This is a genomic window from Mycobacteriales bacterium (genome assembly GCA_040902655.1).
Taxonomy (GTDB): Bacteria; Actinomycetota; Actinomycetes; order Mycobacteriales; family SCTD01; genus SCTD01.
The window spans coordinates 151901-174163 of sequence record JBBDWV010000005.1; the positions used below are offsets into that span (position 1 = coordinate 151901).

At 71.8% G+C, this 22263-nt stretch carries 16 protein-coding genes; 4 read left to right on the plus strand and 12 right to left on the minus strand.

Going from position 1 to position 22263, the window contains the following annotated elements:
* Nucleotides 1-119: 119 nt before the first annotated feature.
* Nucleotides 120-1106, minus strand: coding sequence for a patatin-like phospholipase family protein (locus tag WD794_01865; protein ID MEX2289057.1), 987 nt, complete (start codon nucleotides 1104-1106; stop codon nucleotides 120-122).
* 209 nt (nucleotides 1107-1315) lie between these two features.
* Here WD794_01865 and WD794_01870 point away from each other — a divergent pair, with 209 nt between their 5' ends.
* Complete coding sequence (locus tag WD794_01870) at nucleotides 1316-1819, plus strand: hypothetical protein (protein MEX2289058.1); 504 nt, start codon at nucleotides 1316-1318, stop codon at nucleotides 1817-1819.
* 47 nt (nucleotides 1820-1866) lie between these two features.
* On the opposite strand, the gene WD794_01875 is transcribed toward WD794_01870, so the two are convergent.
* The 3 genes from WD794_01875 to senA form a co-directional block, all read right to left on the minus strand.
* Nucleotides 1867-3264: an NAD(P)/FAD-dependent oxidoreductase gene (locus WD794_01875; GenBank protein MEX2289059.1), complete on the minus strand. Its 1398-nt coding sequence runs from the start codon at nucleotides 3262-3264 to the stop codon at nucleotides 1867-1869.
* Nucleotides 3265-3443: 179 nt separating this feature from the next.
* Nucleotides 3444-4403 (minus strand): selenoneine biosynthesis selenosugar synthase SenB, encoded by a 960-nt coding sequence (gene senB, locus WD794_01880; protein ID MEX2289060.1) that lies wholly within the window; start codon nucleotides 4401-4403, stop codon nucleotides 3444-3446.
* Between the two features lie 4 nt (nucleotides 4404-4407).
* On the minus strand, nucleotides 4408-5730 hold the full coding sequence (gene senA, locus WD794_01885) for a selenoneine synthase SenA (protein MEX2289061.1): 1323 nt from the start codon (nucleotides 5728-5730) through the stop codon (nucleotides 4408-4410).
* Between the two features lie 70 nt (nucleotides 5731-5800).
* On the opposite strand from senA, the gene selD reads away from it, so the two are divergent.
* On the plus strand, nucleotides 5801-6850 hold the full coding sequence (selD, locus tag WD794_01890) for a selenide, water dikinase SelD (protein MEX2289062.1): 1050 nt from the start codon (nucleotides 5801-5803) through the stop codon (nucleotides 6848-6850).
* 277 nt (nucleotides 6851-7127) lie between these two features.
* Here the strand turns inward: selD and WD794_01895 are convergent, their stop codons facing one another.
* Genes WD794_01895 through WD794_01905 form a run of 3 tightly spaced genes read right to left on the minus strand, consistent with a single transcriptional unit; the run spans nucleotide 7128 to nucleotide 9019 of the window.
* Nucleotides 7128-7838: a CDP-alcohol phosphatidyltransferase family protein gene (locus WD794_01895; GenBank protein ID MEX2289063.1), complete on the minus strand. Its 711-nt coding sequence runs from the start codon at nucleotides 7836-7838 to the stop codon at nucleotides 7128-7130.
* 6 nt (nucleotides 7839-7844) lie between these two features.
* On the minus strand, nucleotides 7845-8483 hold the full coding sequence (locus WD794_01900) for a phosphatidylserine decarboxylase (GenBank protein ID MEX2289064.1): 639 nt from the start codon (nucleotides 8481-8483) through the stop codon (nucleotides 7845-7847).
* Nucleotides 8480-9019, minus strand: coding sequence for a methyltransferase domain-containing protein (locus WD794_01905; protein ID MEX2289065.1), 540 nt, complete (start codon nucleotides 9017-9019; stop codon nucleotides 8480-8482). Before WD794_01905 ends, WD794_01900 begins: the two co-directional genes overlap by 4 nt.
* Nucleotides 9020-9181: 162 nt before the next feature.
* Between WD794_01905 and WD794_01910 the strand changes: the two genes are divergently transcribed.
* Entirely contained in the window at nucleotides 9182-9523 is a 342-nt protein-coding gene (locus WD794_01910; GenBank protein ID MEX2289066.1) for a hypothetical protein, read from the plus strand.
* A gap of 50 nt (nucleotides 9524-9573) precedes the next feature.
* Here WD794_01910 and WD794_01915 read toward each other — a convergent pair whose 3' ends face one another.
* Both WD794_01915 and WD794_01920 read right to left on the minus strand, forming a co-directional pair.
* Entirely contained in the window at nucleotides 9574-10299 is a 726-nt protein-coding gene (locus WD794_01915; GenBank protein ID MEX2289067.1) for a hypothetical protein, read from the minus strand.
* 225 nt (nucleotides 10300-10524) lie between these two features.
* Complete coding sequence (locus WD794_01920; GenBank protein ID MEX2289068.1) at nucleotides 10525-11949, minus strand: diguanylate cyclase; 1425 nt, start codon at nucleotides 11947-11949, stop codon at nucleotides 10525-10527.
* Between the two features lie 238 nt (nucleotides 11950-12187).
* On the opposite strand from WD794_01920, the gene WD794_01925 reads away from it, so the two are divergent.
* On the plus strand, nucleotides 12188-14368 hold the full coding sequence (locus WD794_01925) for an EAL domain-containing protein (GenBank protein ID MEX2289069.1): 2181 nt from the start codon (nucleotides 12188-12190) through the stop codon (nucleotides 14366-14368).
* Between the two features lie 138 nt (nucleotides 14369-14506).
* Here the strand turns inward: WD794_01925 and WD794_01930 are convergent, their stop codons facing one another.
* The 3 genes from WD794_01930 to WD794_01940 form a co-directional block, all read right to left on the minus strand.
* The gene (locus tag WD794_01930; protein ID MEX2289070.1) at nucleotides 14507-16120 is read right to left on the minus strand and encodes a sialidase family protein; all 1614 of its coding nucleotides are present in this window, start codon (nucleotides 16118-16120) and stop codon (nucleotides 14507-14509) included.
* A 340-nt stretch (nucleotides 16121-16460) separates the two neighbouring features.
* Nucleotides 16461-18794, minus strand: coding sequence for a transketolase C-terminal domain-containing protein (locus WD794_01935; GenBank protein MEX2289071.1), 2334 nt, complete (start codon nucleotides 18792-18794; stop codon nucleotides 16461-16463).
* A gap of 91 nt (nucleotides 18795-18885) precedes the next feature.
* On the minus strand, nucleotides 18886-22158 hold the full coding sequence (locus WD794_01940; protein MEX2289072.1) for a DEAD/DEAH box helicase: 3273 nt from the start codon (nucleotides 22156-22158) through the stop codon (nucleotides 18886-18888).
* Nucleotides 22159-22263 lie beyond the last annotated feature (105 nt).

Below are 22263 nucleotides of genomic sequence, written 5' to 3' on the forward strand. Positions count from 1 at the left end.
TCCTCGCCCGGGCAGCGTGCAGCGGCCGCCGTGTGACGGCAAGGTAGGAGTCTGCGCGGGAAAGGTCCACCGATCCGGCAGGGGGCACGCGGGTCCGTGGGCACGCAGGTCCGTGGGTCTCAGGACCCGCGCCGACAGCGCCGGACGTGCGACCCGAAGTCCCAGTCCGCGAGGAAGTCCGCAGCGGCGGCCCTGCCGGCGTGGTAGAGCCGGTCGGCCGTGCCCCTGTCGAGATCGAAGTCGACGACGGACACACCGTCGGTCGGCACGAAGACGGTCCGCTCCACCGTGCAGGGGTCCTCCAGGTACGAGCTGCCCTGGTCGGTGAGCAACGTGTCCAGCGCCGCCAGCCCGATCCCCACCGGCCCGTCCACCTCGCGGATCACCGAGGGGCTGGGCGGCTGGGTCGTCAGCCGTACGCCGAACGTCGGCCAGCGCGGGTCGATCGAGTCGGGCCGGTCGAACAGGTCGACGGGGAAGGTCGAGAGCAGCCCACCGTCCACCCAGGTCGCCTCGCCGCGTGACGTCGGCTGCCGCACCGGACGGAAGAAGAAGGGGATCGCGGCGCTGGCCCGCACGGCGCGCGCCACGGGCAGGTCGTCCACGCCGTACTCTGCCAGGTCCCACGGCAGGCGCACCAGGCGCTGGCGGGACAGGTCCGAGACGGTCACCACGAGCCGGTACGCCCGCTCGGCCGGCAGTCCTTCGGCGGCCGGGTCCGCCACGGGGATCCGCAGGTCGCCGAAGGTGCGGATGCCCAGCTCCCCCAGCACCCCGGTCAGGAAGTCCTCCAGGTAACGCCCCTCGTAGAGCCCGTCGTGCACGAGCAGGGACAGCGCCCGGCCCAGCAGGGGCAACCGGCCGAGCCCGCAGGGGTCGCGGAAGCGCCGGTAGTCCAGCGAGCGCACCAGGTCGGTGAGCCGGTCCACCGGCTCACCCGCCGACTGCAGTGCCGCTGTCAGCGCGGCGACGACCGCGCCCGCCGACGATCCGGCCAGTCGCGGGAAGGTGTAGCCGGCCTCGGCCAGCGTCGCCACCGCGCCCACCAGACCGATGCCCTTGACGCCGCCGCCCTCGAGGACCAGGTCTGCCTGCACGGTCCGCACACTATGGCTCCCAGCGGGAGCGTAGGCGCGGGAGGAGCGGGAAGGCCGGCGCCATGAGCACTGGAGATCTGCTGCTGGACCTGCGGTCGGACGAGGGGGCGGCGCTGCTGTTCGTGGCGCTGCGCGGCGACTTCTGACCCTTCTGCTGCGGCCAGGCGGTCCGTCTGGCGAACACCTTCCCCGAGCTCAGCCGGCTGGGGGCCGAGGTCGTGCTGGCCTCGGTGGACCCGCCGGCGGCGCAGTGGGCGATGAACCGGACCTGGCACCTGCCGTTCCGCTGGGTCAGCGATTCGGACGGCACCCGGCTCGCCATCCCGTTGGAGATCTGGAACCCCGACGAACGCAGCGGCCTGTTCCACCCGCTCGTCACCCTCGTCGCGCCCGACGGCCGGCGGCTGGTCGAGCACCGCTCACGTGACTTCGTGGACCGGGCCGACGACCAGGACGTGTTCGACGCGCTGCGCGAGCTCGAGCTTCCGGCCCGCGCCGAAGCCGCCCCCTGGGATCCGGGCCTGGTCCCGGAGCCGACCCCGAATGCGTTTCGCACCGACGCCTTCGGCGCGTACTTCCGCGGCATCCGGTCGGCCAGCCGGGCTCTGACCGGCCGGATGCGCGACGAGCAGGACGCCGGCGAGCTGCGGCGCACCGGCCGGATGGCGGAGTCCTTCCTCGAGTCGTGGCAGGAGCGACGCGACGCGCACGCCCCGCCGTAGGCGCGCAGACCGACGTAGCAGCGGCTGCCGCGCGGGCCGACCTTCCGTCACAGACCCCGGTCGGCCTCGAGCAGCCGCAGCCAGACCTCGCTGAGGGTGGGGAACGCGGGCACCGCGTGCCACAGGGTGGCGAGCGGGACCTGGGCGACGACGGCGATCGTCGCGGCGTGCAGCATCTCACCCACCTGCGGCCCGACGAAGGTGGCACCGACGATCACCCGCTGCTGCTGGTCGATCACCAGCTGGGCCTTGCCGCGGGAATCAGCCGCCACGAGGGCGCCGGCGGCCACGGCGGCGGTGCCGTACGTCACCACCTTGACGTCCAGACCCGCCTCACGGGCCTGTCGCTCGGTCAGCCCCACGGCGGCGATCTCGGGGTCGGTGAAGACCACCTGCGGCACTGCCCGGTGGTCGGCCCAGGCGGAGCCCTCCTTTCCGGCGAGGACATCGCCGACCTGACGGGCCTGGTACTTGCCCTGGTGGGTCAGGAGCGCACGGCCGTTGACGTCACCGGCGGCGTAGAGCCAGCCGTCCTCCACGGCGGTGACCCGCAGCTGGTCGTCCACCTCCAGCGGACCGCCCGGAGACAGGCCGACCGCCTCGAGGCCGATGTCGTCGGTGTTGTAGGCGCGGCCCGCCGCGACCAGCACCTCGTCGCCCACCAGCACCGTCCCGTCGTCGAGGGTGAGCCGCACCGGACCGTCGGCGCCCTCCCTCTCGGCGCGCTCCGCACGGCGCCCGGTCAGGACCCGGATGCCCTCGTCGGCGAAGACCTCGGCCAGCACCTCGCCCACCCAGGGCTCGTAGTTCGACAACAGCCGGTCGGCCATCTCGACCACGGTGACCTCCGCGGCCCCGAGCCGGCGGTAGGCCTGCGCCATCTCCGCGCCCACGACACCGCCGCCCAGGACCAGCAGCCGATTCGGGATCTGCTTGGCCGTGGTGACCTGCCGGTTGTCCCAGGAGGTGATCTCGCGCAGCCCCTTCACCGGTGGCGCCGCGGCGCGGGTACCGGTGGCGACGACCACGCCGCGGCGCGCCGTCAGCCGGCTGACCGTACCGTCCGGAGCTGTCACCTCGACCTGCCGGGGACCGGCCAGCCGGCCGGCGCCGCGGACCAGCGTCGCGCCGACGCTGTCCAGCCAGCCGGCCTGCGAGCTGTCGTCGAGGTGGCTGATGACGTCGTCGCGGCGGGCCAGCACGGCATCCACGTCGACGTCGCCGGTGACCGCTCCGGCAGCGCCGGGCAGCCGCTTCGCCGCCGCCAGCGCGTGCAGCGGCACCAGCAGCGCCTTGCTCGGCATACAGGCCCAGTACGAGCACTCACCCCCGACCAGCTCGGCCTCCACGACCGCGCAGGTCAGTCCGTTGTCCCGGGCGTACCAGGCCACGTTCGTCCCGGTCGATCCGGCGCCCAGCACGATCACGTCGTACTCGTCGGTCATGCGACCTCGCCCTTCTCGCACGTCGGCGACGGTCGCCGACATTGTGACCGACGACGGCGTCGGCCGCAGGCCACGATGCCCGCCGCGGTCCCGACCCAAGACGAGACGGCATCTCAGGTGGCGGAGCCGGCGAGCAGGTCGCGCAGCGCGTGCCGGCAGGGTCGGGGACGGGCTGCCGGTCAGCCCCTCCCGTGGGTGACGTCGGCGAGCAGGTCGGCCCAGGCCTGCCGCTCGCGCTCCGGCGCGACCATGTCCCGCCGGGCCGCGACGTGTCCGGCGAGGTCGGCGAGGAATGCGTCGTCGTCGGCCGCCCGCTCGAGCAGCCGCGCCAGGCCGGCCGCGTCGCCGACGTCGTGGTAGCCGGGGTAGTCGGGGCCGAGCAGTCCGATCGAGCCGTCGATGCGGGTGGACAGGACCGGCGTGCCGGTCGCCAGCGCCTCCGACACGACGTTGGCGCCGCCCTCGAGCCGTGAGGTCAGGACGAGCAGGTCGCTGTCGGCCAGCAGCTGCAGCGCCTCGGCCCGCGGCACGTCGCCGCGCCAGCGGTACCGGGGCTCCCCGGCCGCCTCCCGCGCCGCGCGTTGCGCCGAGCCCGGATCGATCTCCGCGCCCAGGTGCGTGACGCGGACCGGCGACGACGGCGGCAGCAGGCGCAGCGCCTCGACCACGAGGAACGGGTCCTTCACCGCGCGCAGGTGCGCCAGGAAGACGACCTCCAGGTGATCGCTCCGGGGCGCCCGGCGCGGCGGCCCGACGACCGACTGGTGGATGCAGCGGGTCCGGGCGTGCAGCGACGCGGGCAGGACGTCGAGCGCCTTGTCCTGCAGCACCACCAGGGCGGTGGCGGCCTGCAACGCCTGCTGGGCCTCCGGTGACTCCGGGAGGTCCTGGTAGAGGTCCGTGCCGGTCAGCGCGAGCACGACGGGGCAGCCGGGATGCGCCTGCCTGAACGCGCGCACCGCCGCGGCGCCGCGGCGCGCGTGCAGGGCGACCAGCAGGTCCGCGGGCAGACCCGACCAGGCGGTGGTCACCGCCACGGTGTGCCCGAGCCCGCGCAGCAGCGCCTCCCAGCGCTCCGCGGTGACCCGGTTACCGCTGTGCGACCGCGGCGGCGCCGGGGTGACGATCTCGACGTGCACGACGTCAGCGGGCGCAGGTACGGAACCCGGCGAGCACGTCGCGCCGGCCGGGCTGGAAGTAGTTGCGATAGGACACCCGGACATAGCGGGCGCGCGTCGCCCAGGACCCGCCGCGCAGCACCTTGCGGCCCTCTGAGAACCACGGCACGGAGTTGTCGCCGTACGCATCGGACTCGAAGTTCGGGTACGGCGAGAACGTGGAGGCCGTCCACTCCCACACGTTGCCGAACATCCCGCGGACACCGAGGGCACTGTCGCCCTCCGGATGGGCCGCCACGTCCACGGGACCGTCGGCCCGCCACTCGAGATTCGCGTGGGCGGGTGTCGTCGGCTGCTCCCCCCAGGGGTGCGGACGCCGGGCGTCGGTGAACGACCCGCTGCCCGGTCCGGCGCCGGCGGCGACCTCCCACTCGACCTCCGTCGGCAGCCGGCGGCCTGCCCAGCGGCAGTACGCGTCGGCTTCCCACCAGCAGACATGGCTGACCGGGTGGTGCGGCTCGAGGTCGACGAAACGGTCGAAGTGCCTGCGCTGCCAGCCGCTTTCGCCGCGGCGCCAGGAGACGGGAGCGGTGGCACCGGAGTCCTCCAGCCAGGCGGCGCCGGCGCCCCACAGCTCCGGCCGGTTGTAGCCGCCGTCCTCGACGAATGCCGCGAACTCCGCCTGTGTCACAGCCGCGCGGGCCATCGAGAACGGCACCACCTGCACCGGGTGCGCCCACTTCTCGTTGTCGTAGGCGAACGGGTCCGCGCGCAGCGCGCCCAGCAGGTGCGTCCCGCCGGGGATGTCGACGTCGCCGGGCAACGCCCCGGCGTCGGCCGGCGTGGTCGACGTGCCGCTGAGGCCGGGCAGCTGCGGGGACGGGTAGCCGAGGGTCTGCCGCGTGTAGGTGATCGCCTCGGTGTGGACGTCCTCGTGCAGCACGGCGTAGAGGGCCAGGTGGCGCACCACGTCGGTGCACCGCGGATCCAGCAGACGGGCGACGGTGCGGTCCCGGACCTCGGCCATGTAGGCCAGCGTCTGCTCGCGGGTCGGCAGCACCAGCCGCCACCGGGTGTCGTGCGGGATGGCGCCGGAATCGTAGACGGCGTCGGCATGCGGCAGGATCGGCGGCTCCTGCAGCGCCTCGCGCAGGACGAACCGCTCGGAGAACCACGACAGGTGCCCGATCTCCCACAGCAGCGGGTTCACCGTCGGGAGCAGCGGTCCCATGAGCTGCTCGTCATCGAGGTCGGCGACCAGCTCCATGGTGCGCTGGCGGGCGTCGCAGACCCACTCGGACAGCTGCTCAGCCGTCAGCGGGTCGGGGCCGGACAGGTCAGGGCGCACCGGGCTCCTCGGTCGAAGGGGGGCCGGACGCCCCCGCCGTAGGCTAGGACGAACCTCGCGAAGGAGCCCCATGACCTCGGCCGACCGACGCCGCCTCACCGAGTTCAGTCACGGAGCCGGTTGAGCCTGCAAGCTCGCCCCGGGCGAGCTGGCGCAGGTCCTGCGCCGCCTGACACCCGTCACCCACCCCGACCTGCTGGTGGGCTCGGACACCGGTGACGACGCCGCGGTGTGGCGGCTGTCCGCCGACCGCGCCCTGGTGCTGACGACCGACTTCATCACCCCGGTCGTCGACGACGCGCGCACGTGGGGGCGGATCGCGGCGGCCAACGCCGCCAGCGACGTCTACGCCATGGGTGGCACGCCGTTTCTCGCGCTGAACCTCGTCGGGTGGAACACCGACGAGCTGTCGGCGGACCTGCTCGCCGACGTCCTGCTCGGCGCGCAGGACGCCGGCGCGGACGGCGGCTGGCTGACGGTGGGCGGGCACACCGTCGACGACCCGGAGCCCAAGTTCGGTCTCGTGGTCGTGGGCGACGTGCACCCGGACCGGATGCTGACCAACGCCGGGCTGCGCCCCGGGCAGGCCCTCGTCCTCACCAAGCCACTCGGCATCGGGGTCGTCAGCACGGCCCTCAAGCGCGGCGCGGCGGACGAGGCAACCGTGCAGGCGGCGGTCACCTCGATGACCCGGCTCAACGCCGCCGCCGCCCGGTCGGCACTGGCGGCCGGTGCGACCGGCGCCACCGACGTCACCGGCTTCGGGCTGCTCGGTCACCTGGGCCGGATGGCGACCGAGTCCGGTGTCGACGTCGATCTGCACGTCGACGACATCCCGCTGCTGCCGGGTGCGCGGGAACTCGCCGAGCAGGGCTTCGTGCCAGGCGGCTCACGGCGCAACCTCGACTGGGCCGGCGCACAGCTCGATGCCGGCAGCACCGACGAGGTGCTGGTGCTGCTGCTCGCGGACGCACAGACCTCGGGTGGGCTGCTGTTCGGTGCCGATCCCGACGCGGCCGGGCAGGCGGTCGCCGAGCTGCGGGAGTCCGGACACGACGCAGCGGTCGTGGGCAGGCTGAGCGGGGGTACCGGGAGGGTCCGGCTCCGCTCCGGTCGCTGACAGCTCTGCGACCTCGCCCCCTGCAGGTCCAGACGGCCCTGCGACGCGCCCTGCCCAGGCCGGGCCCACCCGCGCCCCGACATGTGCCGCACAGCGGCGTGTACACCACAGGTCAACATTTCCGCTTTCTTGACCTGTGGTGCACGCCCTTCGACAGCACACCCGCTCCGGGCCGCACGCCGTGTCGACGACCGGGCAGCCGCCGTTGCCGGCGGGTGCCGCGGAGTGCCGTGAACCGGCTGCCGTCGAGCCTGGTGAACCGCCTGCGGCCCGGGCCTCAGTGCTTGTCGCGACGCAGTACCCCCGCCGGCCGAAGTCTGCGGAGCATCCGACGGGTACGCGCAGCACGCCGACCCGGCCGGCCGGGCCGGCGCCTGCCGGGATGACGGGCCCGCTCCACGAGCCGCGGCGCCAGCGGCCGGCGATTCCCGCCACGGCGCCGACGCGGCAGCTGGCCGCGGCGGCGACCGAGGCGCACGAGACCCGCCGCCGTCGGCACGGTCGGGAAGCGCACGCAGCTGGCCATCAGCACGCTGAGCAAGCCGGCTCCGAGCAGCACCGCCAGGCCAGGGGCCCACAGGGCGAGGAACATGAGCAGGACACCGGCGGCGGGGGTCGGCAGCCCCACGAAGTGCGCCTGCTGCTGCACCAGGGGGAAGCGGGCCAGTCGCCACGCCCCGGCCAGCAGAAAGCTGCCGGAGGCCACCGCTCCCGCCACGGGGGCATCCCGCTGTACGACGGAGTACAGCGCGAACGCCGGCACCACGCAGAAGCAGAGCAGGTCGGTGAGCGAGTCCAGCTGCGCACCGAAGGTGCGGTCGCCGCCGGCGCGCCGGGCCAGCGCACCGTCCACCCCGTCGAGCACCGCGGCCAGCGTGACGAGTAGTGCGGCCAGCGCCAGCTGGCCCGAGACGACGAGCAGGGCCGCGAAGCCCGCCAGCAGGCTGACGCTGGTCACGGCATTCGGCAGATTTAGGTGCTGGCGCACGACGGTCTACCGCTCGCGCAACCGGGCGAGGGGTGTCACTCCGGCGTGCACCCGAGTGCCGCGGGAAACGAGGACTTCCGCCGTCCCCGAAGGCAGCAGCACATCCGTACGTGACCCGAAGTGGATCAGCCCCAGCCGTTGTCCCGCCACGACGTCGTCACCGACCTTCACCCAGTTGCTGATGGTGCGGGCGAGCGCTCCGGCCACCTGGACGACCACGACGGGTCCCGCCGGGCCGTCGAGCAGCAGCCGGTTGCGGCGGTTGTCCTTCGCCTGGCTCAGCAGGGCCGGCGCGAAACCCTGCCCCAGCCGCTCCATCCGCTGCACCCGTCCCGGAAGGGGACTGCGGTTGACGTGCACGTCGGTGAGCGACAGGAAAACGGTGACCCGCGTCGCACGACCTCCCGGCAGCCACGGCTCCTCGACATCCTCGTCCACCCCGGTGACGAACCCGTCGGAGGCGGCGTAGACGAGATCAGCGTCCTGTGGCAGCGGCCGCTCCGGATCCCGGAAGAACGCGAGCACCGCTCCGGCCAACCCGACCGGCAGCCAACCGCTGCGCCGGCCGGACAGCAGCAACGGCACGCCCAGCGCGAGTGGGGGCAGGGCGTAGCGGCGCGCGAGCGTCCAGGTCAGCCGGCTCACGTGGTCGACCCTGGGAATGCCCCGTCGCCTGCAGTCCGGGGACCCCAACAGGCGTAGAGGAAGGCCGGCGGCGCGTTGAGCAGGCACACCCGCCTTCGCACGCTGTCGAAGAGCCGGGACAACTCCGAGGCGATGGCCGGTGAATACTGCAGCACCAGCAGCACACCCCCGGGCGCCAGCGCCTGCGCGGTGCGCTCCAGGATCGTTCGGCCGGCCCCCGCCGGCAGCGAGGTGAACGGCAACGCGGACACGACCACCTGCGGGCGCTGCCCCTCGAGAACCTGCTGCAGGTCCTCGGCCGAGCCGGTGACCACCCGCAGCCGCGGGTCGGGAAGCTTGTCGCGGACCGCCGCCGCGAGCGACGGGTCGATCTCGAAGGAGATCAGCCGCGCTCGCGGCCCCAGCCGCTCCAGCACGGCTCTGGTATGCGTCCCCGTGCCCGCCCCCAGCTCCACCACGAGCTCGGCGCGGTCGAGTTCAGCCAGGTCCAGCATGTCGTCGACCGCCCGGCGCGACGTCGGGAGGAGCGCCCCCACCCGCCGTGGATGAGCGACGAACGAACGCAGGAAAAGCAGTCTCTCGGACACTTCTTGGGCAGCAGTCACCGCCTCATCCGACCACAGCGACGCCGCCGGCAACACCTCCGGCGGGTTTTGGCGGCTCTCGCAGGCCTGCGCACCGGGCTCTACCCTCGGCCCATGGCCACGATTCTCAGCGTCCGCGACCGACTGAAGCGGCAGATCGGCGCGCTGAGCCTGATCCGCCAGAAGCAGGCGACCCTCAACGACATCAGCGTCTCGGCGGCGGTCCAGGCGGCGGGTGAACTCGGCTCCCGGGCACTGAACGTGCCGGTACGAGTGATCCGTGAGGAGCACGACGATCTCGTGATCGTCGGGCTGTCCGTGTCGGCCGGCGGCTACGAGAAGGAGCAGGTGTTCGTCCCGACGACACCGATGACGAACGACCAGTACGACGACTACCTCGAGTTCCGGTCAGCCCTGGGGCCGACCGAAGCCCTCGCGACCGTGCTCGCCGGCTGAGGGACCCGCACGGATGTCGATCGCGACCTGATCGGACGGGTTCCTGCTGGTTACGAAGTCGGAACTGTCGGGTCCTGGTAGCTGCCGCGCAGGTTGAAGACGGCATCGGAGAAGACACCGAGCTCGGCACAGTTGTCCGGATTTCCGGACACCGTCTCGTTGTCCAAAGTCCCTGCGAGACAGGTCAACTCACCCTTGAACGACCCCTCGCCGCTGATGTCTGCGAACCTCCCGGTGCCACCGGTGATCTGGAAGGTGCCGTCCCTGAGCTTCATGCTGTTCAGGGACTTCCCGGTGAAGCTCGCCTGGTAGTCGACGAAGATCCTGTCACCTTCGATCGTGTGCTCGCCGTCCTCGTCTTCCTCGCAGTAGATGATCATGAGGGTTCCCTCGACGGTGCCACCTTCGCCGGAGGTCTCGGTGACAGTGCCCTCCAGGTAGTACGCCGCCGGCGCGGGGGACTCGACATCGGGGTAGCCCTGCCCACCGAGGATCAGGCTGGTGTCGTTGAACGGCAGGTCGAACTCGCACGCAGCGGAGGAGTAGCTGAAGGTGTCGCCCTCTTCGAAGTCGTACTCCAGCGGCGTGGTCCCGAAGAGCGTCGGCTTCCCGCTGGGCGTGCCGTACTGCGAGCTGTGCGCATGCCCCTCCTGTACCGCGAACCTGCCTCCGGTCCCGTCCTGCTGATCCTGTGACTGCTGACTCGCGGTCGCCGGGGCCGTCGCGAACAGCGAGGCGACCAGCGTCAACCCGAGGATCAAGGGCAGCTTCTTCATACGATCGTCCTTTCGTATCGATGGGGTGCCGCGGCCGCGGTCGGCTGCGGTGCTCGCCGCCGGCGGCATCCCGTCCGGCAGCAAGATCCACATCCCCTCCCCGTCGACTCCCGGGCAAAACAAGGTGTTCTGCACACCTACCGCCTGCGCCGCGCTGCTGGCGACGCTGGATGTGGCGCCCAGGGCGCTGCCGGGCAATCGAGCGCCGTCCGGGGGCTGCCTGGCCTAGCCCTGGGCCGGGGGCGGGGCGACCCGCGTCGACCAGGCGTACCGACCGCCGCCCTGCTGCTTCGCGCGGTACATCGCCGCATCGGCCTCCTGCAGGAGCGTCTCGGCGGTCCCCGTTCCGTCGTCGGTGGACACCCCGATGCTCGCGGAAACGGTCATCCGCTGGTCCCGCAGCAGGAATCCGGCGCCCAGCGCCTCTTCGATACGCCCGGCTATGGCCAGTGCGTCGGCGGCCTGGGGCAGGTCCTCGCACAGGACCACGAACTCGTCGCCTCCCAGGCGGGCGACCAGGTCCTCCGGGCGCACCCCCTCCCGCGTGCGTGCGGCGATCAGCCGGAGCAGCTCGTCACCGGCGGCATGCCCGTGCCTGTCGTTCACGAGCTTGAACCCGTCGAGGTCGACGAAGATCACGGCGAGCAGGCCCTCGCGGCGGCGCCGCCGGGCCAGGGCGAGGTCGAGCCGCTCCAGCAGGAGCGTGCGGTTCGCCAGGCCGGTGAGCGGGTCGTGCCGGGCCTGGTGGATGAGCTCGGCCTCGAGCCGCTTGCGGTCGGTGATGTCGCGGACCATGCCCGTGAACAGCTGCCTGTCGGATCCGACCTCACTGACCGCCAGCTCGATCGGGAAGACGCTGCCGTCCCGGTGCAGGCCGGCGACCTCCCGGCTGCTGCCGATGATCCGGCCTTCTCCGGTGCGCCGGTACCGTCCCATGGCGCCGTCGTGCTCGGCCCGGTACGGCTCCGGCATCAGCAGCCGGATGTTGCGGCCGATCAGCTCGTCCGCCGGGTAGCCGAACATCGTCTCGGCCGCCCGGTTCGCCGACTGCACCCTGCCGCCGCCGTCGATGGTGATGATGCCGTCGACGGCGGTCTCCATCACGGCCTGGACCCGCTGCTCGCTGGCCAGCAGCGCCGCCGTGGTGGCCTCCTGAGCGTCCTGCGCTGCCCGCAGCTGCTGCATTCTCTGGTGGAGCTCGGCCTCCACCAGCTGGGCCCGCTGCTGCCACCCGTCGCTGCTGTGCTCGCGGCCGCGCTCGCGCACGTAGTCGGTCACGTCCTCCACGCGCTGCAGGAGCAGCTCAGGTCGCCCGTCCGCCGCCAGCAGGGGGGCGCTGATCAGCGACCAGTACCGCTCCACGACCACGCCGCTGCGCGGGTCGAGGACGTCGTACTTGTACAGCGGCAGGACGTCCGGTCGGCCGGTGTCCAGAGCCCGCTCGAAGGAGAGCTCCAGAGCGTTGTGCCCGTGCTCGTCCAGGGTCCCTGGCTCCGGTGGGAAGACCTCGAAGACCGGGCGGCCGAGGAGGTCCCTGCGGTTGCGGCCCAGCAGCTGCAGGTAGGCGTCGTTCGCCTCCACGATCACCAGCTCGGGGCTGATGACCAGGTACGCCGTCGGCAGCCCGGCGAACAGCCGTGCGAAGTCCACGCCGGAGGGCTCAGCCGCTGCGCGTTCGGCTCCTGACGACATGCTGCTGATATCTCCCCAGGACGTGCGGCAACAACCCCGCAGGCCCGTCGCGGCACCGTCTGTGCCGGCGGCGCCCGGTCGACCGCACTAGTCGGATCCGACCATCTTTGTCCCAGGCGAGAAGTTGGGCACGGCCCGCGCCGATGAAGGGTAGAGATTCACACCTGTGATCCTGGGAGAGAGTGGAGGTGGCACCGTGGTCGGCACGTCTTCCGGGCCCGGCCCGCCGTCCGCGTCGGACGGTGTCGAGGCTTCCTCGGCGGACTGGCGTGCCCGCCCAGGCCACGAGCGGGAGCTGTTCACCGCCGTCTTCCACGCCACGCACGAGGCCATGATCGTCACCGACGTGCGCGGAGTGGTCGTGGAATGGAACCCGGCGGCTGAACGCCTCTACGGCTACAGCTCGCACGAGGCGATCGGGCAGAACGTGTCGATGCTGTACGCGCCCGAGCGGCTGCCCGCCCTGGCCGCGCTCGTCGCGGACGCCCTCGACACCGGATCCACGTCGATCGACCAGCCGATCCTGCGCAAGGACGGATCCACGGTCCACGTCTCCGGCAGCGTCTCGCGGATCAACGACGTCGCCGGCCTCCCGACAGCACTGGTCGGGATCACCCGGGACGTCAGCGATACCGCACGGCTGACCCAACAGCTGCGCGAACAGGCCGAGCACATGGCACACCTGGCCCTGCACGATCCGTTGACCGGCCTGGCCAACCGCAGCCTGCTCAACGACCGGTTGACCCGTGCCCTCACCAGCCGCCGCAAGCCCCGCGTCAGCCTGCTGCTGCTGGACCTCGACGACTTCAAGTCGGTGAACGACGTGCACGGACACGCGGCCGGTGACCAGCTGCTGGTCGAGGTGGCCCGGCGGATGAGCGACTGCGTGCGTGCGGAGGACACCGTCGCCCGGCTCGGTGGCGACGAGTTCGCCTTCCTGGTCGAGGACAGTGACGCCGAACCGATGGCCCAGCGGGTGCTGGAGCAGCTCGCCCTCCCGGTGTCGATCGAGGGTTGCCGGGTCGTGCCGAAGGGCAGCATCGGCATCGCGCACAGCGAACAGAGCAGCGAAGCCGAGACGCTCCTGCTGCACGCCGACATCGCGATGTACGCGGCGAAGGCGGCCGGCAAGGGCCGCTTCGCCCATTTCGACCCGGCCATGGCCGAGACGGTCCGGGAGCGCGCGGCGCGGCGCGACCTGCTGAGTCAGGCGGTGGCCAGGGGCGAGGTGGTCGTCCACTTCCAGCCCGTGATGGACGTACACGCCGAATGCCTCTCGCGCCTCGAGGCGCTGGTCCGCTGGCAGCGCCCGGAAGGGCTCGTGCCGCCCTTGGAGTTCCTGCCGATGGCCGAGGAGACCGGGCTCATCATCGGCATCGGTCAGGAGGTGCTTCGGCAGGTCTGCGACCAGCTGCACGACTGGCTGGCGGCTGACCGGCGACGGTCGGTGGCCGTCAACGTCTCGACCGTCCAGCTGAGGGACGGGGACTTCCCGGCCGACGTCCAGCGCCTGCTGGCGGACTGCGACGCGCGGCCGGAGCAGCTCGTCCTGGAGGTCACCGAGTCCCTGTTCCTGGAGCAGACGCCGGCCCTGGTCGAGCAGCTGGTCGCCCTGCGCGCGCTCGGCGTGCGGGTCACCATCGACGACTTCGGCACCGGCTACTCCTCGCTGGGGCGGCTCCAGGCCCTTCCGGTGGACTCCCTCAAGATCGACAAGTCGTTCGTGGACCGGATCACCACGGGCGAGGAGGACCTGCCGATCCTGACCTCCATGCTGGTGATGGCGCACAACCTCGGCCTGGAGGTCACGGCGGAAGGCGTGGAGACCGCGGTGCAGGCCGAGCGGCTCATCGCCCTCGGCTGCGACTACCTGCAGGGTTACCACTTCGCGCGACCGGAGCCGGTGCAGGCGGCCTTGACCTCGGCCTCGGACCAGGCGGTCGCGAAGCTGACCAGCATCATCGGCAGGCCGATCGAGCACCCCGTCGTGCTGCTCGTCGAGGACTCCGCCAGCTTCCGGTCGCTGGTGCGCAGGACGCTGCTCCCGCTGGGGTTCGACCTCGACGAGGCGGCCGACGGTGCCGAGGGCCTGGCCCTGGCCGACGAGCGCACCCCCGACTGCGTCATCGTCGACCTCAACCTGCCCGACGTCGACGGCGTGGACGTGGTCCGCGCCCTGCGGGCGCGACCCGCTCTCGCGGCGACCGCCATCGTGGTCCTGACGGGTATCGCCCAGCGTGACAGCAAGACCGCGGCCTTCGCGGCGGGCGCCGACGACTACATCGTCAAGCCCCTGATGCCGCAGCACCTGTCCGCACGGCTCCGGGGTGCGATGAAGCACGCCCGGCGCAACGCCGCTGCCAAAGGAAGGACCTGACGGGCAGGGAGCGACCGTGGGCCGGCGGCGCCGCTCCGGCCGGGGCGCGGGCACGCACGTCCACCCTGCCTCGACCCGCGCCGACACCGACACCGGGGGTCAGCCGCGCTGGCTTCCGGGCGTAGCTCACCCCGTCGATCAGCCGGCCTGGTCGGCCCGCCGCCTGCGAGAAAAGATCAACAAGATCAGCCCGCCGAAGGCGAACGCCGCCGCCACACCGAGAAGCAATGACGGCAGCTTGATTCCCGACAATGGCGACGCTTCGTGGCCATGCAGGACCGTGGCCAGGTAGGTGTCCTCCGTCGGCAAACTGAAGGTGCCGCTGCGGGAGTCGGGCCACACGACGAAGGTCGTGGTGTCGCTGGAGGCGACACCTATCGGGGCCCGGAGATCGTACGACAGGTTGAGAGCGAAACCGGAGTTCTGGTTCATGGTTCGATCACTCACCCGCACGTTCTCGCTGAAGGTCTTGCCCCCGTCCGACGAGAACGCGGAGTAGACGTCCCAGCACGTCTGATCGGTGCGCCTGGTTCCGCCCCGCCCCTCCGGGTTGTAGTAGGCGTCGGTTCGCATGTCGTACCAGGCAACGTCAACCCTGCCGCTGGGCGCCACACTGATACCGGCGATGAACTGGTCGTAATTGGGCTGGCGCTCGGGGTCGTCGTCGTCGTTGATCTTCAACCGCTCACTCCACGTGTCGCCGCCGTCGGTGGAGGTCATGGTGAAGATGTCGCGGTTGTCGCGGGGGTTCGGCAGGCTCGACTGGCTCAACTCGAACGCCAGGTGGATGGCACCGGAGCCGGCGTCGATGGCGACCTCCGGGATGGTCAGGCAAGGGATGCATGCCAGTCCGCCGTCATCGACGACCGATGCTGTCCAGGTCTCGCCGTCGTCGGTGGTCTTGGACATCACCAAGCGCGCGCCCGCCCCCGGCTCGTTGGCCGCCGGCGGTGCATCGGTGGGATTCGGGAGCAGGTCAGGGGCGTCCGGGTGGGCCGACGCCGGCCGACACAAGGCGGGCTCCCCGGTCGGCTTCGGGAAGTCCGGCTGACTGGGAGTGCTCACACCGCCACCCCGCGGCCGCTCCTTGGTGAAGGCGTAGAGGGCGCCGTCATCGGGGCCGAAGGCCATGGCGGGTGCGTCGGAACCCGGCAGGTCGCTCAACGCGAGGCTGGGCGCGATGTTGTCCATCGGCTTCGGGAAGGTGCGACCTCCGTCGGTGGAGACAGCCACGACGCTGCGCACCGGTGGCGCGGGTGAGACCGTCTCGCCGACCTCGACGCGGAAGCCGACCGCCACGCGGTCCGGATCAGTGGGATGAGCAGCCAGACGGGCGTAGTTGAACCGCTCGATGACTTTCGCCTGCTTGCCGTCGTACAGGGTGAAGTCCCGCTTCTCCGGCTCCGCCACCACGACGAAGTCCCAGGTGCTGCCCAGGTTGCTGCTGCGGGCCAGGTAGCCGGTGGTCGGACCGCGGTTGGTGGCCGTATCAGCTCCGGTCGAGGCGAAGTACAGCGTGCCGTCGGCACCGAACGCGGCGTCCATGAATGCTCCGAAAGCCGGGCGCGTGCACGCTGCGAACTCCGGCGGGACCGGGTTGGACTTCGCCTGCGCCCACGTACGGCCGGCGTCGCGGCTGACATGGATCAGGCATGTCGAGTTCAGGAAATCGGCGTGCGCAACGACCAGGGTGTCCGGCTCTTTCGGGTGTATGAGGACCTGGCTGTTGGTGTAGCCGCGGTCAGGCCGCATGTCCTGCGTGATCTGCACGGAGGGGGAGACGACGGGCCGGTCCTCGCTCTGCGCTCCAGCGGGGCTGACGCTGACGATCGTCGCGGCTGCTACCAGCGTGGCTACGCCGCAGGCAGGGAGCCTGTTCCGACGGGTCTGCGTACGGCGCTGTCTCACCTAGCGTCTCCCTCATCAACAGTGATCACCGGGAGCCGCCGACATTTGCGTGCTGTGCGCGTGCCGTCAATACGTGCGTGCGACACCTACCGCGACTCCGCCGGACCGCAGAGCGTCAGTGCCGTGACTGTGCAATTGCTGTCATGCACCTCGATGAGGGTCGCCGCCTTCCTCCGTACAACTCTCAGAGGTCGGTCGCGTCCAGCGCCGCCGCGACGATGCTGTCGCTGTCCAGCCCGTGGTACCGGTAGGTGTCATCCAGGTCCCCCGACTGCCCGAACCGGTCCACTCCCAGGGGCACCACGGTGCTGCCGTGCACTGTCCCGAGGAACGCCAGAGTGTGTGGGTGCCCGTCCAGCACCGTGACCAGCGGACGCGCCCGGCTGATCGGCAAAACTTGCTCGAGGATCCAGCTCGGCCCGTCGTGGCGGCCCTGGCGGGCACGCAACGCCTCGAACAGCAACCCGGGGCTCGTCACGCAGATCACGTCCGCGCCCACCTGCTGTTCCTCGAGACGCTCCGCCGCCTCGAGTGCCTCGGGCAGCACCGCCCCCATCGCCGCGATGGTCACCTGCGGGTCGGCGGAGCGCCGCAGCGCGTAGCCGCCGGCCACGACCTGCCGACGCCGCCGCTCCCGGGCAGCCGGGTCCCTCGGCACGGCGGCCAGCGACTGGTCGACGGACCGGGTGGACAGGCGCAGGTAGGTGGACGTGCCGTCCGGGCGGCCGAGCCGTGCCAGCCCGTCGAGCAGGCACCATTCGCTGTCCATCGCGAAGGCAGGCTCGAACGCGACGCAGCCTGGTTGCTCGAGCCCGATGGAGGGCGTGGTGATGGACTGGTGGGCACCGCCCTCCGGGGCGAGCGTCACACCGGACGGCGTCCCGACCAGGATGGATTGCCCGCCGGCGTAGATGCCGAAGGACCACGGCTCCAGGGCCCGCGCGACGAACGGGTCGTAGAGGACCCCGATCGGCAGCAGCGGCGTCCCCCACCTGCTCCAGGTCGCACCCAGCTCACCGACGAGCCCGACGAGATTCGTCTCGGCGATGCCCAGCTCGATGTGCTGGCCGGTGGGGCGCTCCCGCCAGTGCAACAGCGTCTCGGGGTCATCGGCGAACCAGTCGGTACGCTCGCTGCCCGACCAGACGCCGACCTTGTTCAACCAGCCTCCCAGGTTGGTCGACGAGCTGACGTCGGGGCTGACAGTGACCACCCGCCGCGCGGCCTGCGGGGCTGCCCGGCTGAGGTCGAGCAGCGTGCGGCCGAGCGCGGCCTGGGTCGTCGCCATCCCCGTCGGGGTCCGGCCGAGGTCGGTCGGAACATCGGGCGGAGCCGACAGCTCGACGGCTTCCCGGTGCAGTCGTCGGGCGGCGCCGGCACACACCCGTTCCTCAGGGCTGCCGGGGGCGAACCTGGACCACGGGTACTCGAGCACCGTCCCGCAACGCTGCGCGAGCTCCCGCATCTGCTCCTCCGTCAGCAGGGCAGAATGGTTCTGCGGGTGGCCCTCGCTCGCCAGGCCGTTGCCCTTCACGGTGTACGCGAAGACGACCGTAGGGCGGCCGTCGTCGATCTGCGCATAAGCCTCCAAGAGCGCGCCCAGGTCGTGACCGCCCAGATTACGAAGCGCCGCGTGCAGGTGCCCGTCGTCGATGCTCGCCAGCAGCTCCGAGACCGCCTGCCGATGTGGCCCGGTGCCCGGCAGCCGCTCGCGCAGGATGTCCGGGCTGACGCGCAGCAACCGCTGGTACTCGGGGTTGGTCATCTCGTCCAGGCGAGCCCGCAGCGCATCCCCCTGGGGGCGGGCGAACAGCTCCGTGAGCACCCGGCCGTACTTGACAGTGAGCACCTGCCAACCGGCGGCGTGGAACATGCCTTCCAGCCGGGGCGCCGCGATGTTGGGGACGACGCGGTCCAGCGACTGGCGGTTGAGGTCCACCACCCAGACGAGTTCCCCGAGCTCCGCCACGGCCGGGTCCAGGATGGCCTCCCACACGGCGCCCTCGTCCAGCTCCGCATCGCCGACAAGCGCGTACTGCCGGCCCGTCGTACCCGGGCCGGACACGCCGTTGGCGTAGCGCCGGGCGATGGCGCCCCAGATCGTGGCGGTCGCTCCGATGCCCACCGAGCCGGTCGAGTAGTCGACCGGGTCAGGGTCCTTGGTGCGACTCGGGTAGCTCTGCAGACCGCCGAACGAGCGCAGCGTCCCCAAGTGCTCCTCGTCGAGCTCGCCCAGCAGGTAGTTGATCGCGTGCAACACCGGCGACGCGTGCGGCTTGACCGAAACCCGGTCGTCGCGCTGCAACTGCACGAACCACAGGGACGTCATGATCGACGTCATGGAGGCGCTGGAGGCCTGGTGGCCGCCCACCTTCAGCCCCGTCGGGTTGGCGCGCACGCGGTTGGCGTGGTCAACGATCGAGGTGGCCAGCCACAGCACGCGCCGTTCGACGGCGGCGAGCGCATCGAGGTCGATGCCGCGGTCCGGAACGGAAAGGCCGCGGGTCGTGAGGGTCATGCGCACTGGCTCCTGACGTGCCGAAGGTGAGACGGTTGCGGGACCAAGGTTGTACCGGACCGGCGGATGGTCACCAGGCCCCCTGCCCCTGTCAGGCGAACAAGCCGCGGATGTCCTCGGCCGTCAGCGCGCCACCCGTCATCGCGTCGTCGTCGACCACCTGGGCGAACAGGTCGCGCTTGCGCTGCTGCAGCGCCACCACCTTCTCCTCGATCGTCCCGGTCGCGACCAGCCGGTAGACCATCACCGTCTTGTCCTGGCCGATCCGGTGCGCGCGGTCGACCGCCTGCGCCTCGGTCGCCGGGTTCCACCACGGGTCGAGCACGAAGACGTAGTCGGCCTCCGTCAGGGTCAGCCCCACCCCGCCGGCCTTCAGGCTGATGAGGAAGACTGGGGCGTCCCCTGAGGTGAATTCAGCGATCCGCTTCGGCCGGTTGCGGGTGCGGCCGTCGAGGTAGCAGTGGCCGATGCCCTCCTGCTCGAGCCGGGACCGGACCAGGGACAGGAAGCCGGTGAACTGGCTGAAGACCAGCACCCGGTGCCCCTCGTCGACCACCTCGCGCAGCTGCTCCATCAGGACGTCGATCTTGCTGGACCGGATCCTGCCGGCGTACTGGTCGTCGACCAGGGAGGGGTCCAGGCTCAGCTGGCGCAGGAGGGTGAGGGACCGGAAGATCTGGAACCGGTGGCGCTGCAGGTCGTCCAGCAGGCCCAGCACCCGCTGCCGCTCGCGCTGCAGGTGCTTGTCGTAGACCTTGCGGTGCTTGGGATTGAGCTCCACCTCGAGGACCTGCTCGACCTTGGGCGGCAGGTCGGTCGCGACCTGGTCCTTGGTCCGGCGCAGCATCAGGGGTCGGATGCGCCGGCGCAGAGTGGCCAGCTGCTCAGGTGAGGAGCCGCTCTCGATCGGCCTGCGGTAGAGGTCGGTGAAGGTCTGCGGGTCGGGGAACAGCCCGGGAGCCGTGATGGACAGCATCGACCACAGGTCCATCAGCGAGTTCTCCAGCGGAGTCCCCGTGATCGCCAGCTTGAACGGTGCCGGCAGCCGCCGGGCGCACTGGTAGGTCTTGGCCTGGTGGTTCTTGACGAACTGCGCCTCGTCCAGCACCAGCCCGCTCCACGTCAGCCCGCGGTAGGTCTCCTCGTCGATCCGGAAGAGGGCGTACGAGGTGACGACCAGGTGAGCTCCGGCCGCCTGCTCGGCCAGCACCCGGCCGCTGCGGTGCTCGGTCTGCGTGATGGCCACGACGGCCAGGTCGGGGCAGAAGCGCTCGGCCTCGCTCGCCCAGGCGGCCACCACGCTGGTCGGCGCGACGATCAGCAGCGGACCAGCCTCGCCACCGAGGGTGCCCTGCTCGTAGGCACGGGTGGCCATCGCGAGGGTCTGCAGCGTCTTGCCCAGCCCCATGTCGTCGGCCAGGATCCCGCCGAGCTGGCAGTCCCAGAGCAGCGACAGCCAGTGGTAGCCGTCCAGCTGGTAAGGCCGTAGCGTCGCCTGCAGCTTCAGTGGCGGCTCGGGACGCGGCAGCTCCTCCAGGGCGAGCAGGCCGCCGACCGTACGGGACCAGCGCTCGCTCTGGTGCTCCACCACGCCCAGGCCGGCCAGCTCCTCCCACAGCCCCGCCTGGTAGGGGGTCACGCGCAGGCCGGTGCTCTCCCTGTCCTGCAGCGACCGGGCCTCCTCGATGATCCGGCGCAGCGCCTGCAGCTCCGGGTGGTCCAGCCGGAACCAGGTGCCGCTGTCCAGGATCAGCTGCTCCTCGTCCCGCGCGAGAGCGGTGATCAGCGGGCTGAGTGGCACGGACTGCCCGGCCACGGAGACCTCCACGGACAGGTCGAACCAGTCCGGGTGCCCGTCGGCCGCGTCGGAGGCGGACACCACGATGAGCGGCGTGTCCTCGGCCTCGAGGTACTCCGCCGGGGTGCCGGTGACGTGCACCGTGACGTTCTCGTCCTCGAGCAGGGCCGGCAGCGCCTGGTCGACGAAGCGCGCGGTGGCGAGACCGGTCAGCAGCGCGTTCGCCGCCGGGCGACGCCGGCCCTCGTCGACCTCCCACAGGCCTGGGAGGTTCGGCAGCTCGGTCAGGGCGGCGAGCAGCGCCCGCTCGGCAGCAGCGTCGCGGACCACCTCCGCGGCGCCGTCCTCCTGCGCCGCGTCCAGCGGCACGCGGACGCTCTCCCCCTCGGCGGCGTAGCTGAACGACCACTGCAGCGCCGTGCGGTGCCCCGGCTGGAAGTCGACAGCGAGCGCGAGGCTCGGGGGCTCGATGGTGGGCAGCTCGACGCTGCCGTCGCGGCTCTCCACCGTGACCCGCTGCCGGAGGGCTGGGTAGTAGCGGCTCAGGAAGCGCGGAGCGTCGGGAGCAGGCACCCGCAGCGCCCCCGAGTGGAGCAGCCGCGAGGTCCCGTCGTCCAGCGGCTGGGAGAACGGTGCGAGCAGCAGATCCTCGGGCGCGTCCACGAACAGCCCGTGCGCGGGGCTCCCGACCAGGCGCAGCCGGCTGTCCGGCAGGTCGGGCTCCCCGACCACCCGCACGGTCGGGACGAGGTGGAGGTCGGCATCCGGCTGGTCCCGCCGGACGTCGAGCAGCACCACCGCCGGCTCGGCCGACAACCGCACCGACTGCTCCGGCTGCGTCCCGACCAGCGCGATACCCGCCTCCTGCGCCTCCGTCAGCAGCCGCCACCCGCTCGGCCCGAGATCGTCGAGGTGGACCGACACGTCGCTGTACGGCGAGTAGTACGACGCCTGGCGCCCGCGGAAGGCAGCCAGGATGGAGCGGGCCACCGCCTGCTGCTCCGGTCGTACCGGCGCCGACCCGTAGGTGCTGTCCAGGTCGCGCCAGGACATCCCGGTCCTCACCCAGCGGCCGGCCTTGCCCGGTCGGACCGGGCGCAGCCGCAGCCGCGCCGGCGCCGTACCGACCACCTCGAGTTGCAACCCGAGCGGGGGGATCGTGGACGCGCTGGCGACAGGATGGACGACATCGGCGAGCTGGCTCTCCCAGGAGCTGACCGGAGCAGGAGCTCCCGACAGCCGGTCCCTCGTGGCGAGCAGGACGGCGGCGACGTGCTTGCAGTCGACCTGAATCGGGCAGGTGCAGTGCCCCGTCCAGTCGACGGAACCGCCGCCCCGTCGCACCTGGTGCGCCCGGACCAGGGTCGAGTAGCTGCGGGAGCGGCTGCCGCGGACGGTGGCGTGCAGGACCAGACCCTGCGCCCGCGTCTCCACGCTCTGCACGGCGCGGTCCCGCGCGTAGGCGGCCCCTCTGGCCCAGGTGTCTGCTCCCAGCCTGACCCGCAACGCCTGGTCGGTGCAGCCCCCCAGCCAGGACGGCGGCGGACCCTCGTGGAGGACCTTCACACCAGCTCCCCAACCCTGTGTCTGGACCGCTCGGCGGTCCGCTCGTTGACGGCGGTCACGCTACGGCGTCGCTCCGACAGGATCTGCCTGCCACGCCGTCGGGCC